The sequence below is a fragment of the Caballeronia sp. M1242 genome, from assembly GCF_017220215.1.
Classification (GTDB): Bacteria; Pseudomonadota; Gammaproteobacteria; order Burkholderiales; family Burkholderiaceae; genus Caballeronia.
In genome coordinates this window covers 599,317-615,091 of sequence record NZ_CP071129.1, presented here as the reverse complement: position 1 = coordinate 615,091, position 15,775 = coordinate 599,317, and the positions used below count along the sequence as shown (strand labels likewise).

General features: G+C 62.8%; 11 protein-coding genes and 1 tRNA gene. 9 read left to right on the top strand and 3 right to left on the bottom strand.

Features of this window, described 5'->3' with window-relative positions:
- Positions 1-31 precede the first annotated feature (31 nt).
- From JYK05_RS02795 to JYK05_RS02770, 6 genes are all read left to right on the top strand, one after another.
- Positions 32-116: transfer RNA gene (locus tag JYK05_RS02795), tRNA-Leu, on the top strand.
- Positions 117-1,980: 1,864 nt separating this feature from the next.
- A complete protein-coding gene (locus JYK05_RS02790; RefSeq protein ID WP_371826397.1) occupies positions 1,981-2,943 on the top strand; it encodes a transporter in 963 nt (320 codons plus the stop codon).
- 436 nt (positions 2,944-3,379) lie between these two features.
- Positions 3,380-4,753 (top strand): DUF1214 domain-containing protein, encoded by a 1,374-nt coding sequence (locus JYK05_RS02785; protein WP_206467708.1) that lies wholly within the window; start codon positions 3,380-3,382, stop codon positions 4,751-4,753.
- A gap of 804 nt (positions 4,754-5,557) precedes the next feature.
- Entirely contained in the window at positions 5,558-7,228 is a 1,671-nt protein-coding gene (locus tag JYK05_RS02780; protein ID WP_206467707.1) for a hypothetical protein, read from the top strand.
- 398 nt (positions 7,229-7,626) lie between these two features.
- Positions 7,627-8,337 carry a pseudouridine synthase gene (locus JYK05_RS02775; RefSeq protein ID WP_206467706.1) on the top strand — a complete coding sequence of 237 codons (711 nt, stop codon included), beginning with the start codon at positions 7,627-7,629 and terminating at the stop codon, positions 8,335-8,337.
- Positions 8,338-9,261: 924 nt separating this feature from the next.
- On the top strand, positions 9,262-9,438 hold the full coding sequence (locus JYK05_RS02770) for a hypothetical protein (RefSeq protein WP_206467705.1): 177 nt from the start codon (positions 9,262-9,264) through the stop codon (positions 9,436-9,438).
- Here JYK05_RS02770 and JYK05_RS02765 read toward each other — a convergent pair.
- Positions 9,435-10,463 (bottom strand): NAD-dependent epimerase/dehydratase family protein, encoded by a 1,029-nt coding sequence (locus JYK05_RS02765; RefSeq protein ID WP_206467704.1) that lies wholly within the window; start codon positions 10,461-10,463, stop codon positions 9,435-9,437. The two genes, JYK05_RS02770 and JYK05_RS02765, sit on opposite strands and share 4 nt — an antisense overlap.
- Positions 10,464-10,544: 81 nt before the next feature.
- On the opposite strand from JYK05_RS02765, the gene JYK05_RS02760 reads away from it, so the two are divergent.
- The 3 genes from JYK05_RS02760 to JYK05_RS02750 all read left to right on the top strand — a co-directional run bounded on the left by JYK05_RS02760 (position 10,545) and on the right by JYK05_RS02750 (position 13,459).
- Positions 10,545-11,576 (top strand): CDP-6-deoxy-delta-3,4-glucoseen reductase, encoded by a 1,032-nt coding sequence (locus JYK05_RS02760; RefSeq protein WP_175939662.1) that lies wholly within the window; start codon positions 10,545-10,547, stop codon positions 11,574-11,576.
- 279 nt (positions 11,577-11,855) lie between these two features.
- Positions 11,856-13,040, top strand: coding sequence for an acetylornithine transaminase (locus JYK05_RS02755; protein ID WP_206467703.1), 1,185 nt, complete (start codon positions 11,856-11,858; stop codon positions 13,038-13,040).
- Complete coding sequence (locus JYK05_RS02750; RefSeq protein ID WP_206467702.1) at positions 13,037-13,459, top strand: GNAT family acetyltransferase; 423 nt, start codon at positions 13,037-13,039, stop codon at positions 13,457-13,459. The genes JYK05_RS02755 and JYK05_RS02750 overlap by 4 nt, the downstream gene beginning before the upstream one ends.
- 806 nt (positions 13,460-14,265) lie before the next feature.
- Here the strand turns inward: JYK05_RS02750 and JYK05_RS02745 are convergent.
- Together JYK05_RS02745 and JYK05_RS02740 are read right to left on the bottom strand one after the other, a co-directional pair.
- Complete coding sequence (locus JYK05_RS02745; protein ID WP_159837870.1) at positions 14,266-14,970, bottom strand: ABC transporter ATP-binding protein; 705 nt, start codon at positions 14,968-14,970, stop codon at positions 14,266-14,268.
- A gap of 18 nt (positions 14,971-14,988) precedes the next feature.
- Entirely contained in the window at positions 14,989-15,765 is a 777-nt protein-coding gene (locus JYK05_RS02740) for an ABC transporter ATP-binding protein (protein ID WP_175939658.1), read from the bottom strand.
- Between the last annotated feature and the right edge of the window lie 10 nt (positions 15,766-15,775).

Below are 15,775 nucleotides of genomic sequence, written 5' to 3'. Positions count from 1 at the left end.
CGGTTTTGGGTCATAATCGCCGACTCAGCGTGCCCAGGTGGTGAAATTGGTAGACGCAGGGGACTCAAAATCCCCCGCCGCAAGGCGTGCCGGTTCGATTCCGGCCCTGGGCACCATCCTCTTAGAGCCTTGCGCCGTAAGGCTTCTACAGCGTCAGTAGCTTCTCGCGCTTTGCACTGTTTTCCCCTCGCTTAACCTTTCCGCTTTTTTAGCAGACTGCGAAGGCGCGACTATGTCCGACGCGCTCGTGCAGCGTTCGTCATTCGCCTACTTGCGGCGTAAATGTTGCCGCGTGCCTGTCTATCCCTGCGATACGGACGCGTCGGCGGCTTGGAACGGTACATTCCGGTCGTTCGTCGCCCTTGCACGCACACGGTATCCGTGAACGTCGATATGGGCCGTTGTTTCTCGCAACCTTCTTCAGCCTCGGGATTCCGCCGATGACGTTGGCATGACAGTCGCTAAAGTATTTACAACCGCCTGAATGTGTATCGGGCTTCAATGAAACGCGGCGTATTGGAAAATCGCAAGATCACGTTATCGCTCTCATTGAATCGAGGTAGATCTTCTTCAAGTGCGACAGCGGTGATGCGGCCTGAAATAACTACCTTCAGCACCTGAGCGATACGCGAGAAATCGAAACGCCGGCATGCGCGAGAAGAAAGGCCGCATATTGACCGTGCTGAGACTTGAAATACCGGCATTCGATGTTTCAATGGCGGGTGCTCACCGAACGGTTGGTCGCACAGGGAAAGGTTGGAATTCCAGTCACGACTTGTCGGAATGCATTAGAGTGTTCCTCGTATTGGCTGAAAGGTTGACGCAACTCGATTCTCACACGCTTCGACCGCCAGGCAGTGAAAACGGGCGGGGTGTGGAATAACCGCTGAGCCCAAATAGCCGGAGGCGCGCAAGAGTCGGGACTCGAATCAACAAACGGTGCCAGTCGTCGGTCCTAGGGCGGCCAGAAAGCGCCATCACAAAAAGGACCGTTATCCCGCCGGAAGCTGGCATTCTTAATACTGGAATATCAGCAGCAATCACTCCGTTTCGTGCGCCATATATCAACGGTCACATTATTGCAAGATGCAGCCGTTGCTAAAAGGCAGTGCATTTCGCGTTCGGTGTCGAATTTGGCACGCTGGTCTCGCACAGTAAGATGCTCAAAACTCGACGACCGTGCTTGCGTTTCACAAAACGTTTGCTAACCTATATTGGCTAATTCAGATGCCGCGACGGCTTATAAGCGGCCCGCTAACTTTTTGAATCTGGCAAATGACGGCATTTCATTGCGCAAGATTGTGAATAGTGGCGATGACCATTGCCGGTCGACCTCTTGAACGCGTGTCAGTCGGATCGGGGATACGGCGGCGTCAGTGCCGCGCATAGTGGTTTGACTGGCCAAAGGGCCATCTACATTCGTCGCGTCGGAGGGCTCAGATGACATCCAGCAGCGTTTTGCTTAGCAGAAGCTCATTCGCACCTGCTTTGGCGCAACATCCAGCCGCCTATTCGGCCTGCGGGCAAAGCGTGCAGGCTCAACAGGCGAACGACGGCACCTGCCGTCCAAGGGCGGAACAAGATAGCGACGGTGGCCCGGCAGCCGTGGCAAACGCCCCAGCGGTACGCCATGGACTCATGGGCGCGAGCGTAGGCGCCATCATCGGTACCGGGAATCGTCACTATTCGGGGCGCGGTGTAACGGTAGGCGCCACTGCGGGCGCTGTCGCGGGTGGCGAGCGCAGTCGCCGCGAACGCGTCGCGCAGGCTCGAGCAGCCCAGTCGACGAAGCAATCTCTCTGAATATGTGTAGGCGCTGATCACCGCCTACATGCGGGGAAGGAAACACCGGCCGAACGGCAGCCAGTCGAAGCAGCGCCGCTAACAAGAAAGCGGACGGTTCGCGACGGCGCCTTCGCCGCCTCGATATCACACTACGCAGGTAACTTCACGAGGTGACGGATGTGCGTGCGTCTAACCATGGAAGCATCAGCGCCCAATACCGCGACTCGCTTCGCGGCCGCGATGCTGGCCGCAATGATGAGTTGGCCTGCTGTTGCGACGGAGGGCGGACTCGGAAGGTCCGTCACCGGCATGACAGTCCTTCCCGATGCGGGCATTGTTCCGTCCGAGCCTTTGACGATCTTTAGCGTTGAGCAGATCTACATCGACGGATCTATCGGCGCAAGTCGTCAGGTTCCCGTCTCCGGAAGAACTTCGCTGGGCATTGAGGGCGAAGTCGCCTTCACCTTGGCATCTGTGCTGCGTACATGGGGTTCTGTTGGAGGATGGAGTTTCGCATCCGGCATCACACTCCCATACGTCTGGTCGGAGGTGACCGGCTCCCTATCTGCCGGACCCGGGGCGAGATCGGCCACTGACAGAACATCCAATCTTTTCGACCTGTACTTCACGCCAGTGCTCGCTGGCTACCACCTGTCCCAGACCGATCACGTGGCCCTGAGCTTTAATTTCTGGGCACCCACTGGTGAGTACGAAGCTAACGCGCTCGCCAATCCGAGCCTGAACAACTGGACGTTTGTGCCGCAGATCGCCTACACGAAGCTCGTACCAAAGTACGACATGGAGTTCGATGTAACGCTAGGCCTGCAGCTCTACACGCGCAATACCGCGACGGACTACCATAACGCTCCACTGCTGACCCTTGACGTGATGGGACTGAAGAAGTTCAACAATGGGCTCGGTGTCGGGCTGGTCGTGGGAACAACGCAGCAACTTGGCAACGATAGCGGCCCGACAGCCGACCGGCTCAATGGTTTTGTCGGTCGTGACGTTTCGGTCGGACCCGTCGTCACCTTGAACACCAAGCTATTCGGCAAGAACGCCCTGTCCGCGTCCCTGCGCTGGGTGCCGAACGTCATGAGCGTGAATCGCCTCAAGAGCACGAGGAGCTTCCAGGCTGGAGCCACGGTCGCCTTCTAGATTCAGCCTGAAAGGGGCAGCCAGTGCGCGGACGCAGTAATCGCAGGCCCGGAGACACGCATCGCGTGAGGCTTCTCATCGTTGGCTCGGATGCTATGTCGCAAGAACGAAGTCTTCTTTCGCGCCCCCCCAAACCGAGGGGGGCGAGCACGCTTCCAAGCTTTAGAGTGACAGCTAACCGTTTTTGTCAGGCGACGCAGTTTTCAGCGGCACAGACGACGAACCACCGCAGACAGCGCTTGATTAGACCTAGCCCGCGTCGTCAGGCAAGCAGTCGTGACTAGATCGGGAGAGGAGCGTAAGAAAACTGATGCACGCTGCCCTGGCCTCGAGTCGCATCTGTGCGGCCGAGGCACACTGGCACCGGTCATCGTCGCGCATGAGCTTTACACGTCGTTCGATTCCGAGACTCGTCTTCAACAGGGGAACCCAGGCCATGAAATCGATTCGGGCTTCAGTAATAGTGATCGCAGCAACGGCGCTAGCATTCGCTTTGCAGGCGCAAGGTGCTACGGCGCAGAACAATGCCACGGATGGCACGCATTCCGCACAGGCGCCCAGCGCGGGCCCGCTGTCCGACGAGCAGATCAGTCAGGCTTACATCTACCTCCTTGCCCGGTTGTTCGTGACACGCCAGGAACAACTGGACTTTCAGGAAGGTTTCCACTGGAACCAACTCAACCACCGAAAGCCTGGGGCGGTGGACTGGCCGAATCCGAATCTCGATGTGGCCTATTCGGAAGCGTGGGTCGCCGTGGACGACAGCAGTTGCACGGTCGTAACTGTCCCACAGGTCAAAGGCAGGTACTTCACCGTCCAGGTGCTGAGCGGATGGGGCGAAACGCTTGCCAATATCAATGAGCGCGTTTTTCCCAGGAAACCCTATGGCGACTTCGCGTTGTGCCTGAATGGTTCGAAAGTGCCGACCCCCACGGGTGCCACGCGGATCGACCTTCCAGTCAAGTACTCCCGGATTCTTACGAGAGTCGCGCTCGGCAGCGACGTTGAAGGTGCGGTCGCGCTACAGCATCAGTTCCGCTTGACGACAACTGGATCACCCGCGCTTCCTTCGATCCCGAAGACTCCCCTTTTCGGGCTGGAAGACTTTCCCGGCGTCGAGGCTTTCGACGCGGCTGCCGTGGCACTGGATAGCGACCCAGACCGCAACGCGGGGCTGGAAGGCATGAGCGCGCTTGTTCGGCACGTTGCGAACGCAGCGAGAGATCCGTCGCAGCGGAAGCGGATCGATCATGTGGTCCGTACGAAGGCGCTCGCTGAAATCGCGGAGGCGGGCGAGATCATCGGGCATGGAACCGCGCAGAGCGGCTGGGCTCGGCCAGGGGTGGTCGGTGAGTACGGGACTGACTACCTCACGCGTACGCTCGTGAACTACCGCGGCATATGGGCGAATATCAAGCCGGAGGTCCTTTACTATCGTGGCGCCAAGGATTCGACGGGCGCGGAGTTGAACGGCGATAACGTCTATACGTTGACCTTTCCGAAGGATGCGCTGCCGTCGCGCTTCGCCAACTATTTCTGGTCCGTGATCGCAGTGGACAGCGCCCGGTTCCGCGTCTTGCCCAATGCACTGAACAAGTACCTGATAAACGAGGCCTCTGGTCTCACCTACGCTGACGATGGCTCCTTGACGCTCTACTTCGCCGCCGAAAAGCCGGCGAATGCCCCTCAGGGCAACTGGCTACCGACGCCACGCGGCTCGAAGTACCGCTTGACGTTCCGCTATTACGGGCCAATTGACGCAGTAGCGAATGGAACCTATTTCCCTCCCGCATTGAAGCGTGTTCCCTGATCACTGCGCTACGTTCTGCATCGACATGGCAACTGCGGCGGGTTCGCGCTACTGCGGCAGCTTCGCCGAGAGTAGCGCGTGATGAGACAGTCGCCTCCGACCTCTCAAACGGTCAGCAAGACATCGGACGCTTACGGACCGCTTTGGGTCGGGTGCCGACTTTCGCCACCTGCATGGGGTCGGCAGCCCTCACCGGATCTGCCGCATTTGTTCGATGACGTCTTGACTTATACGGTTCAGCCGCCCTTGACTTTTGCCTTGGGGTACTCCCGCGACGTTCCGAAGGCTGCTGCGGCTTGCGTAAGGGTATCGGGATGCCCGCCTGCCTTCGATCATGACATCGCGACGAACGAGACGCGTGCAGGTTCTAGTTCGCCAGAGTCCATCGACACTGTCCCGGCACGACTAATCGCTGCCCGGATCGCCGCCACTTCGACGCACGACGACGGCGCCCCGTCGGCGCGACGTTCCCGACGCGCGTGTCCCCATCCAGCAAAGCGAAGGCGTACTCATCGTATCCGTCCGGTCGTGCGATCGATCCACACTACTGACGCGCGACCTCCAGAACCGCACGCACCGCCGTATTCCGTGACGCGAACATTACGCTAATGTGCGCAATCGCTTAGACGTACGGCACCCGGCGTCGCAAGAATGGGCTTCGAATCGGCGTCGCGGCATCCCGGCGCGGGGCGCGTCACGAGGACGCGCGCCCGCGCGGCAATCCGGCTTCGGGTTGCACTGGATGCACCACTGCCGTGACTTTGCTTCGCGCGCTGCGCAAGCCATAAATCTAACGAGTGCGCCATGACGCAACCCGAATCTTCGCTGACGCTGGATGCCGTCATCTGCGGCCGCTGTCACGCCATTTCGCCGGCCGACGAGCACACCTGTCCCTACTGCGGCGCGGACCGCCACGGCGCAGTGTTCACCAGCGTGGCCGACGCGGCGGCTATTTCGCCGGTCGAGGAACCGTACGATATCGTTGATCTTCGCGACACCGGGTGGCTCACGCGGCTCGCGCGCCGCAAGATGGTGACGTCGTATCCGAGCCTCGTCGAACCGGGCGATGAGCTCGCCGCCCCGGTGCGAACGCCCGCGCGCAAGATACTCGCGGTGCTGGTGGGTGGCGTCGTGGCGGCGGCGGCCGGTGCATACTTTTATGCGCAGCAAGCCGCGGTCATCGTGCCGACGAAATCGGGCGCCACGGCGGGCGTTGCCGGTGACGGTGCCTTGCTGGCGGCGCAGGGCCGTGGCGACGCGGGACGTCCGACGCTGGCGCGTCACGGTAGCGATGCATCGAGCGACGACGCGCGCGACGACAACCAGGCGCGCACGTCGGTTGCAACTCCGGGCGCGAGGAGCGACGCATCGCCGGGCGCGTCGGCGGCGGCGACTGCGACCGAAGGCGCACAGGCATCGCAAGGCGATACCGCGACCGGGCGCGTCGTTTCGCAGACACGCTCGCCGGCGACATCGGCGCGCGCTCGCACGTTCGCATCGGCCAGCGCCGTGGCGGCGGGGCAGTCTGCGATTCCGCAACAGACGGACAAGAGTGCCGCCATATCAACCGCCGCGTCGCCGACGATGACAGCCACCGCACCGCGCCCGCCCTCGCAAACAACGGTGGCCAACGTGGCTACGGCGACCGCTTCGGGCATCTCCGCACCCGCCGCCGTGCCGGTGACTCGTGCCGCTCCGACTGCCTCCGCGCAATCCGCGCCGGCGGCATCGGCACACGCGGCCAGTGTTCCGATGGGCCTGGCTTCTAGCGATCCGGCGCAGGCAAAAGCCAGTCCGACGCCGATCCTCTCGCCGCAGCCGAAGGCCGCGACGACGACGCCGACGCCGACGACGGCGACAGTCGCGACCGACAAGTCGCCACCCTCGTCCGCCACCGCGACCGCGACCGCACGCCCGAATGGCAACCCGCCGCAAGCATCCACGTCCGTCGCCCAGACGGAACGAACGACTCCGCCAGCAGTGGCGCGAAGCATCGTAGCGGTGAGGCAGGCCCTCGCCGCTCACGACCTTTCCGCTGCGCGCCGCCACCTGCGCGGCCTGTACGCGAATCAGGCCTCGAGCCCGGAAATCGCGCAGCTCGCCGCCGATGTGTCGCGTCAGGAACGCGCACGCGACAGCGCGATAGCGAGCGCCCGCGCCTGTTCGGCAAAGCAGGAACCCGCCTGCGCCGTGCGCAACGCCCGCCGCGCGGTGGCGCTCGATGCGCGCAATCCGCAGGCGCAGACGCTGCTGCGTCAGGCCATGGCCGCGCAAGCCGAAGCCAACACCGCGTACTTCCGTCAGGCGAGCGCCCTGCCCGCGCCCGTGCCGGCGGCCATGACCTTCGACGGACGCTGGAGCGCCGCAGGCAGGCACGGCGCCACGGCGAGCCAGCAGGACCGCTCGCCGTCGACGTTCACGATCTTCGGCTTGGGCGTGCCGACGGTGGCGAAGGGGCGCGGCGACGCGCATTAAGGGGAGCCGCGGTTCGCGCGCCTGTTCGACGCGGACAACTGCCGCCGCGGGGCTTCGCCGACAAATACGAACGCGCATGCCATGCGGCGACGGTCGTGCGCGCGCCTGTTCGACGCGGACAACCCGCAGCCGCGCGGCTTAGCCGACAGATCCGAACGCGCATTGCCAAGCGGCGATCGGCCGTCCGCGCGACTATGCAACGGGGGCCAACTGCCCGCCGCGCGGCTGCACCGAGAGCTTTGAACGCGCATGCGATGCGGCGATCGGCGGTACCTGCGCCTGTTCGACGCGGGGAACTGGCCGTCGCGCGGCTGAGCCGACAGCGCATGCCGGTGACGGAGCTCGCGCGTTCACGACTTCCCGCTTGCTAAAATGCGCCCTCCGTCCCCATTCGTCCGATGGACCTCGAATCACTCCTCTTCTCGCAAGGCTTCGGCTCGCGCCGTCAATGTCGCGGCATCATCGCGGAGGGCCGCGTGCGCATAGGCGGTGACGTTTGTAACGATCCGAATGCCAGCATCGCGGTCGCCGAATCGCCGGCCTTCGAAGTCGACGGCACCGTCTGGACGTATCGCGAGAAGGCGTATATCGCGATGAACAAGCCCGCGGGCTACGAATGCTCGCGCGATCCGCAACATCACCTGAGCGTGTTTCACCTGTTGCCGCCGCAGCTCATCGAGCGCGGCGTGCAGCCGGTCGGCCGGCTCGATCAGGATACGACCGGCCTCCTCCTCTTCTCCGACGACGGCGCGTTCGTCCACGCCTTCACTTCGCCGAAGCGCAAGGTGCCGAAGGTCTATCTCGCGACCCTGCGCCACCCGCTCGACGACGCCCAGCTCGCCAGCCTGCGCGACGGCGTGTTGCTGCACGGCGAAACGAAGCCCAGCGCTGCGCTCGCCGCGCATCGCCGCGACGAACGGCTGCTCGAACTGACGGTGCTCGAAGGCAAATACCATCAGGTCAAGCGGATGGTTGCGGCAGCGGGCAATCGCGTGGAGAAGCTGCATCGGGAGCGCGTGGGCGGCTTCGCGTTGCCGGCGTCTCTCGCGGAAGGTGAATGGCAATGGCTCGGTGACGAGGATCTCGCTGCACTGCGCGCGCAGGGCTGAGGCGCTGCGCCGCAGCGATAGTAGCTGCACCCGGAGCGCGTGGGCGGCTATGCGCTGCCGGCGTCTCTCTCGCGGAACGCGCAAGGCGCTGGCTCGCTGGCGGGCTCTCGGTGAACTGCGCGCCCAGCGCGAAGGCAATGCCCGCCGGCCGCAGCAGATAGAACTGTATCGGGAACGCGTGGGCAGCTATGCACTGCCGGCGTCTCTCGCGAAAGGCGAATGGCAATGGCTCGGTGACGACGATCTCGCAGCATTGCGCGCGCCGCAGCAATAGAAGCTGCACGCGGACCGCGTGGGCGGGTCTGCGCTGCCGGCATCTGTCGCCGAGGGAGAATGGCAATGGCTCGGTGACGAGAATCTCGCTGCAATGCGCGCCCAGCGCTAAGGCGATGCCCGCCGGCCGCAGCAGATAGAAACTGTATCGGTAGCGCGTGGGCGGCTATGCGCTGCCAGCATCTCTCGCAGAGGCGAATGGCAATGGCTCCGTGACGAGGATCTCGCAGCACCGCGCGCAAGACTAAGGCGATGCCCGCCGCCCGCAGCAAATAGAAATTTGTATCGGGGAGCGCGTGGGCGGTATTGCGCTGCCGGCGTCTCTCGCGCAACCCGCATGGCGCTGGGGCGGCGACAGCGAACTGGCTGCACTGCGCCCAGCGCTGACGCGCCCCGCTCCGCCCCGCAGCAACAAAAGCTGCATCGGACCGCGCGGGCGGCTTTGCATTCTCGGCGTCTCTCGCGGAAGGCGAACGGCGCCGGCCCGGCGACAACACCTCGGTGCCCTGCGCGCCCCGCAGCGATCAATCTTCACGCCAATCGGTACAAGCCCCGATGCCTCGCCGCTGCGCCGCAGCATGCCTTCCGCGCGCGGCGCTCTTATACTCGTCTTACGGATTCAAAATCACTAGAAGAAAGCAGGAGGGCATCATGGCTTCCCACATGAGCGTCGCGCTGATCGCGTTCGTGGCGTTGAGCGCGGTCGTGATCGGGGTATTGGGTGTTGTCATGCACGTGCGTCACCGCTACTCGCCGAACCTCATCGGCGCATTGATCGGCGCGCTGATGTGCTTCGTCCTGCTCGAAACGATTCCCGCGCTGATCTAGCGCCGCGTCGTGCCGACGCGCGAGCGCAAGAAGTCGTCCACGGTCGGATGACGCAGCGCGTAGCCTAACTCGTGCTTCATGCGTGCGTTGCACAGACGGCGCGACTCGCGCATGAACGAGAGCGTGAGCGGTTCCAGACGCGTTTCCGCCTCCTCGCGCGTGATGCGCGGCACGCGCGGCAAACCGTACGCGTCGGCGACGCGATCGAAATAGTCGGCCATGCGCAAATCCGTGTCGTCCGACGCGTTCACGACGCGCTGCGCCCGCCCGCGCCCGAGCGCGCGCATGAGAATCGCGGCGAGATCGTCGGCGTGAATGTGATTCGTGTAGACGTCGTCGCGTTCGATGAGCGCGGGCATCGCCCGTTCGATGCGCGCAAGCGGCAGGCGATTCTCCGCGTAAATGCCGGGAATCCGCACGATGGAAACGCGCCAGCCGCTTCGCGCGCCCACGTGGCGCAACTGCTCTTCGGCCGACACGCGCCGCCGTGCGCGCTCGTTGTCCGGCCGCGCGGGCCGCGTTTCGTCGATCAGCGCGCCGCCGCAGTCGCCGTAGACGCCCGTCGTGCTCGCATACACGAAGCGCACAGGCACAACGCGCGATGTGGCTCTCGATGTGGCTCCAAAAGGGGCGTCGGGTACAATGAAAGTCGATGCGCGCCAGGTACGATGCCGGGCAACGGCGGCCTGAGCGCCACGCGCAACCGAACGGCGCGGCGCGCGCAAGGCCGCGAGCAACGCACGCGTGCGGCGGTCGGTGTCGCCTTCGCGCTGAGGCGGCGCAAGATGCAGCACATGCGGCGCGATGCCCGCGAGCCTGCGAAGGCTGCGCTTCGCATCCAGGTCGCCGGCGATCGGCGAGGCGCCCGCTGCGCGGAGTTCAGCGGCGCGTTCCGGATGATGCGTGAGGGCGATCACGCGCGGCGACGCGGCGCGCGAACGCAAGAGCGGCAGCACGCGCAGCCCGACATCGCCGCATCCGACGATCAGCACGCGCGGGCGGCGCAAGGTTCGAGTGGCGATCATGCGAAGCATTGTATCCGCCGCTTGCGTGACGCGTTCCGGCGTCATCGTAAGACACATTCACACATCGCAAGAAATCGATCTATGGCATTCAACGTAACGCTCCGGCAAAGCGGCCGGCAGTTTCAGGTGGAACCCGACGAGCCGGTGCTGACCGCGGCGCTGCGCCAGGGCATCGGCTTGCCTTACGGCTGCAAGAACGGCGCGTGCGGTTCCTGCAAGGGCGCGGTCGTCGAAGGCGAAGTCGAGCAGGCGCCGCATTCGTCGTCCGCGCTCTCCAACGACGAAAAAACGCGCGGCATGGCGCTCTTCTGCTGCGCGACCGCGCAGAGCGATCTCACGATCGACGTGCGCGAAGTCGCGGGCGTCGGCGACGTGCAGGTGAAGAAGCTGCCGTGCCGCGTGAACGCGCTTCAGCGCAAGGCCGACGACGTCATCGAAATGAAGCTGCAACTGCCCGCTAACGAGCGCCTGCAATATCTCGCGGGGCAGTACATCGAATTCATTCTGAAGGACGGCAAGCGCCGCAGCTATTCGATGGCGAGCCCGCCGCACCACGAAGGCCCGCTCGAACTGCACATTCGCCACATGCCGGGCGGCACGTTCACGGACCACGTGTTCGGCGCGATGAAAGAGCGCGACATCCTGCGTTTCGAAGGTCCGCTCGGGACGTTCTTCCTGCGCGACGAATCGGACAAGCCGATCGTGCTGCTCGCATCGGGCACGGGCTTCGCGCCGATCAAGGCGATCATCGAACATGCGGTCTTCAAAAACCTGAACCGCCCGATGACGCTCTATTGGGGCGGACGCCGAAAGAAAGACCTGTACATGATGGACCTCGCCGAGCAATGGGCGAAAGAAGTGCCGAACTTCAAGTTCGTGCCGGTGCTGTCCGAACCCGATCCGCATGACGGCTGGACCGGCCGCACGGGCTTCGTTCATCGCGCTGTCATCGAAGATCTGCCAGACTTGAGCGCGTATCAGGTCTATGCGTGCGGCGCGCCCGTGATGGTGGAATCGGCGCAGCGCGATTTCACGCAGCATCACCGCTTGCCGGAGGACGAGTTCTACGCGGATTCGTTCACGAGCGCAGCGGACCTCGCGCATCCGGTCTGACGGCCTGCGCGGTTCACGCATGCCGCCGGCGCGCAACAAATCGACGCCGGCGGTTTACATGCACGAACGTCATCACGTATCCTTCGCGAATGAACCGAATCGCAACCATCGTCCGACGCCGCCGCTCGCCGCTTCCCTAGGGATGCCGCTGGCTCGTCATGCATTCGCGCACATGTTCGGTTAGTCTGAAGCGCAGAGAATGAAGCCACGGAAACACCGTGGCTTTTGTTTTTTGCGCGCCGTTTTTTTCACCTGAGTCCACGCCCGGAGCCTGCTGTCATGAATTTCAATGAGTACCCCGTCGATTCGCTGATGTACATCACGAACCGCCCCGAGATCGTGTTCACGCACGGCAAGGGCTCCTGGCTTTACGACAACACCGGCAAACGCTATCTCGACTTCATCCAGGGCTGGGCCGTGAATTCGCTCGGTCACTGCAACGACGGCGTGATCGAGGCGCTCGAGAAGCAGGCGCGCACGCTGATCAATCCGTCGCCCGCGTTCTATAACGAGCCGATGGCGAAGCTCGCCGCGCTGCTCACAAAGCACAGTTGCTTCGACAAGGTGTTCTTTGCCAACAGCGGCGCGGAAGCGAACGAAGGCGCGATCAAGCTCGCGCGCAAGTGGGGCCGCAAGTTCCGCAACGGCGCGTACGAGATCATCACGTTCGACCACAGCTTCCACGGGCGAACGCTCGCGACCATGTCTGCGAGCGGCAAGGCGGGCTGGGACACGATCTACGCGCCGCAGGTGCCGGGCTTTCCGAAGGCGGATTTGAACGATATCGCATCGGTCGAGAAGCTCATCAACGAGAAGACCGTGGCCGTGATGCTGGAGCCGATTCAGGGCGAAGGCGGCGTGATTCCCGCGACGCGCGAGTTCATGCATGAGTTGCGCGCGCTGACGAAGCGGCACAACATCCTGTTGATCGTCGATGAAGTGCAAAGCGGCTGCGGTCGCGCGGGGACATTGTTCGCGTACGAGCTGTCGGGCATCGAGCCGGACATCATGACGCTCGGCAAGGGCATCGGCGGCGGCGTGCCGCTCGCGGCGCTGCTGTCCACGGCGGATGTGGCGTGCTTCGAAGCGGGCGATCAGGGCGGCACGTACAACGGCAATCCGCTGATGACGGCGGTGGGCTATTCGGTGATTTCGCAACTGACGGCACCGGGCTTTCTCGAAGGCGTGCGCGAGCGCGGCGAGTATTTGCGTTCGGAATTGCTGAAGCTATCGGACGAACGCGGTTTCAACGGCGAGCGCGGCGAAGGTCTGTTGCGCGCGTTGCTGCTGGATCGCGATCAGGGGCCGCAGATCGTCGAGAAGGCTCGGCTGATGCAGCCTGATGGACTCTTGCTGAACGCGGCACGGCCGAATCTGCTGCGCTTCATGCCCGCGCTCAATGTCACCAAGGACGAGATCGATCAGATGATGTCGATGCTGCGCTCGGTGCTCGATTCGCTGTGATCATCCGCACGTTCGATGCGAGCGATCGCGATGCCGTGATCGCTCTGTGGCGCGATGTGTTTCCGGAGTACGCGGATGCATCGCGGCCGCAGCGCGATCCGGCGTTGTCGATTGCTAATAAGCTGCGCACGCAGCCGGAGTTGTTCTTTGTCGGAGCGCTCGACGGGGATGTCGTCGGCACTGTGATGTGCGGGTATGACGGGCATCGCGGGTGGATTTATTCGCTCGCCGTTTCGCCTGCCATGCGGGGGCGCGGGTATGGGCGCGCTTTGATGCTTCATGCGGAAGCGGCGCTTTCTCGTGCTGGATGTCCTAAGGTTAATTTGCAGATTCTTTCTGCTCGGCGGGATCTCTTGCCCTTTTATGAGCGGCTTGGGTATCGCGTTGATGAGGTTGTCAGTCTCGGGAAGCGGCTTTAGTTTTGTCTCTTCGTTCTCCCGTTTCCGTCTATCAGCGTGCCCCTTCCCGGGGCGGGGTTGCTGGCTGCTTTCTTCGTGGAACTTGTTTTCGTCTCGGTCTATTTGCTTTGCCCCTCCCCGGGGCGGGGGTGCCCGCTGCTTTCTTCGTGAAACTTGTATTCGTGTCGGTCTATTAGCGTTGCCCCTCCCCGGGGCGGGGGTCACTTTCTTTGCTGCTGCAAAGAAAGTAACCAAAGAAAGCAGCTTTTTTCTGGCCCGCAGCATCAAGAGCGTGATCACTTCGCAGAAAAGCATTGGCACTCAGTTTAAATCAACCCTGAATCACCTTCCACGCCCACTAAGCACCACGTCCTCCGAGCCCCTTGGCTCGTTAACACCGAACGTTTGCATAGGTACGCGCGCTTGTCCGCGCGAATGCGCGTCCGCATAACGTTAGTATTCCGAACAGCGTTTGCGCGGTCGTCAACTAAGCCTGGATCGCAGGCGGAGCATAAAACGGGGGGTGTGGTGTTGACGAGCCAAGGGGCTCGGAGGACGTGGCGCTCAGCGGGCGCGGAAGTTGATTCAGGGCTGCCGATTAGCTGAGTGCCACGGTTCTTCTGCGGAGTGCCCACGCTGTTATTGCTGCGGGCCAAAAAGCTGCTTTCTTTGGTTACTTTCTTTGCAGCAGCAAAGAAAGTGACCCCCGCCCCGGGGAGGGGCAACGCTAATAGACCGATACGAATACAAGTTCTACGAACAAGCAAGAAGACCGAAGAGAGCGGGAGCAAACAAAACCCCCGCCCCGCGAGGAAAGAAAAAGACCCTCACTCGCCCAAATAAGCCGCCCGAACCTTAGGATCATCGAGCATGACCTTAGCATCGCCGGACATGGTGACGGTACCCGAATCCATCACATACCCGCGATTAGCGGCCTGAAGCGCCAGCCGCGCGTTCTGCTCGACGAGCAGCACCGTCAGCCCTTCGCTAGAAATCTCCCGAACGACTTCGAAGATCTTCTCGACCATAATCGGCGAAAGTCCCATCGAAGGCTCATCGAGCAACAGCAGCTTCGGACGCGACAACAACGCCCGCGCCATCGCCAGCATCTGCTGCTCGCCGCCGGACAGCGTACCCGCATACTGCGACGCCCGCTCCTTCAGGCGCGGAAAGAAGCCGAACATCCGTTCGGTGTCCTTCTGAATGCCATCAGAATCGTTGCGCAGATACGCGCCCATCTGCATGTTCTCGAGAATCGACATGCGCGCGAAAATGCCGCGGCCTTCCGGCACCATCGCGAGGCCGCGCTTCAACAGCTCGTGCGTTGGCACGCCCTTGATCGACTGGCCCATGTACTCGATATCGCCGCCCGAGAACGGCTTCAGGCCCGTGATGGCCTTCATCGTCGTGGTCTTGCCCGCGCCGTTCGCGCCGATCAGCGTGACCAGTTCGCCCTGCCCGACTTCCAGATCGACACCCTTCACCGCCTGGATGCCGCCGTAGTTCACCTGCAGACCCTTGACCTTCAACATTGCGCTTGTGGTCGCCATTTAGTGCACCCCCGCACCCAGATATGCTTCGATCACCTTCGGGTCCTTCTGCACGTCCTGCGGCAGACCCTCGGCGATCACCTTGCCGTAATCGAGCACCGTCATGCGGTTGCACAATCCCATCACGAGTTTCACGTCGTGTTCGATCAACAGAATCGTCTTGCCGTCCGCGCGAATCTTGTCGAGTAGGCGCGTGAGTTCGACCTTCTCCGTCGCGTTCATGCCGGCTGCGGGCTCGTCGAGCGCGAGCAGCTTCGGATCGGTCGCCAAAGCACGCGCGATCTCCAGACGACGCTGGTGGCCATACGACAGATTGCGCGACGTGTAGTCCGCGTATTGCAGCACGCCGACGTACTCCAGCAGTTCCAGCGCGCGCTCCTTGATTTCCTTCTCTTCACGACGTTCGGCGGGCGTCTGGAACACCGCGCCGATCAGGCCATGCTTCGTGCGCACATGGCGGCCGACCATCACGTTCTCCAGCGCGGTCATGCCGCCGAAGAGGCGAATGTTCTGGAACGTGCGCGCGATGCCCGCCTTCGCCACCTGATACACGGCGGTCGGCGTGTAGGCTTCGCCGTCGAGCTTGAATTCGCCGGAATCAGGCGTATAGAGGCCCGTGATGACGTTGAAGAACGTCGTCTTGCCCGCGCCGTTCGGGCCGATCAGGCCGTAGATTTCGCCTTCCTTGATTTCGAGGCCCACTTCCGACAGCGCCTGCAAGCCGCCGAAACGCTTGTTCACGCCCTTCACGGACAATCGAGTACGTTTGTCGCTCATTTTTGATTCC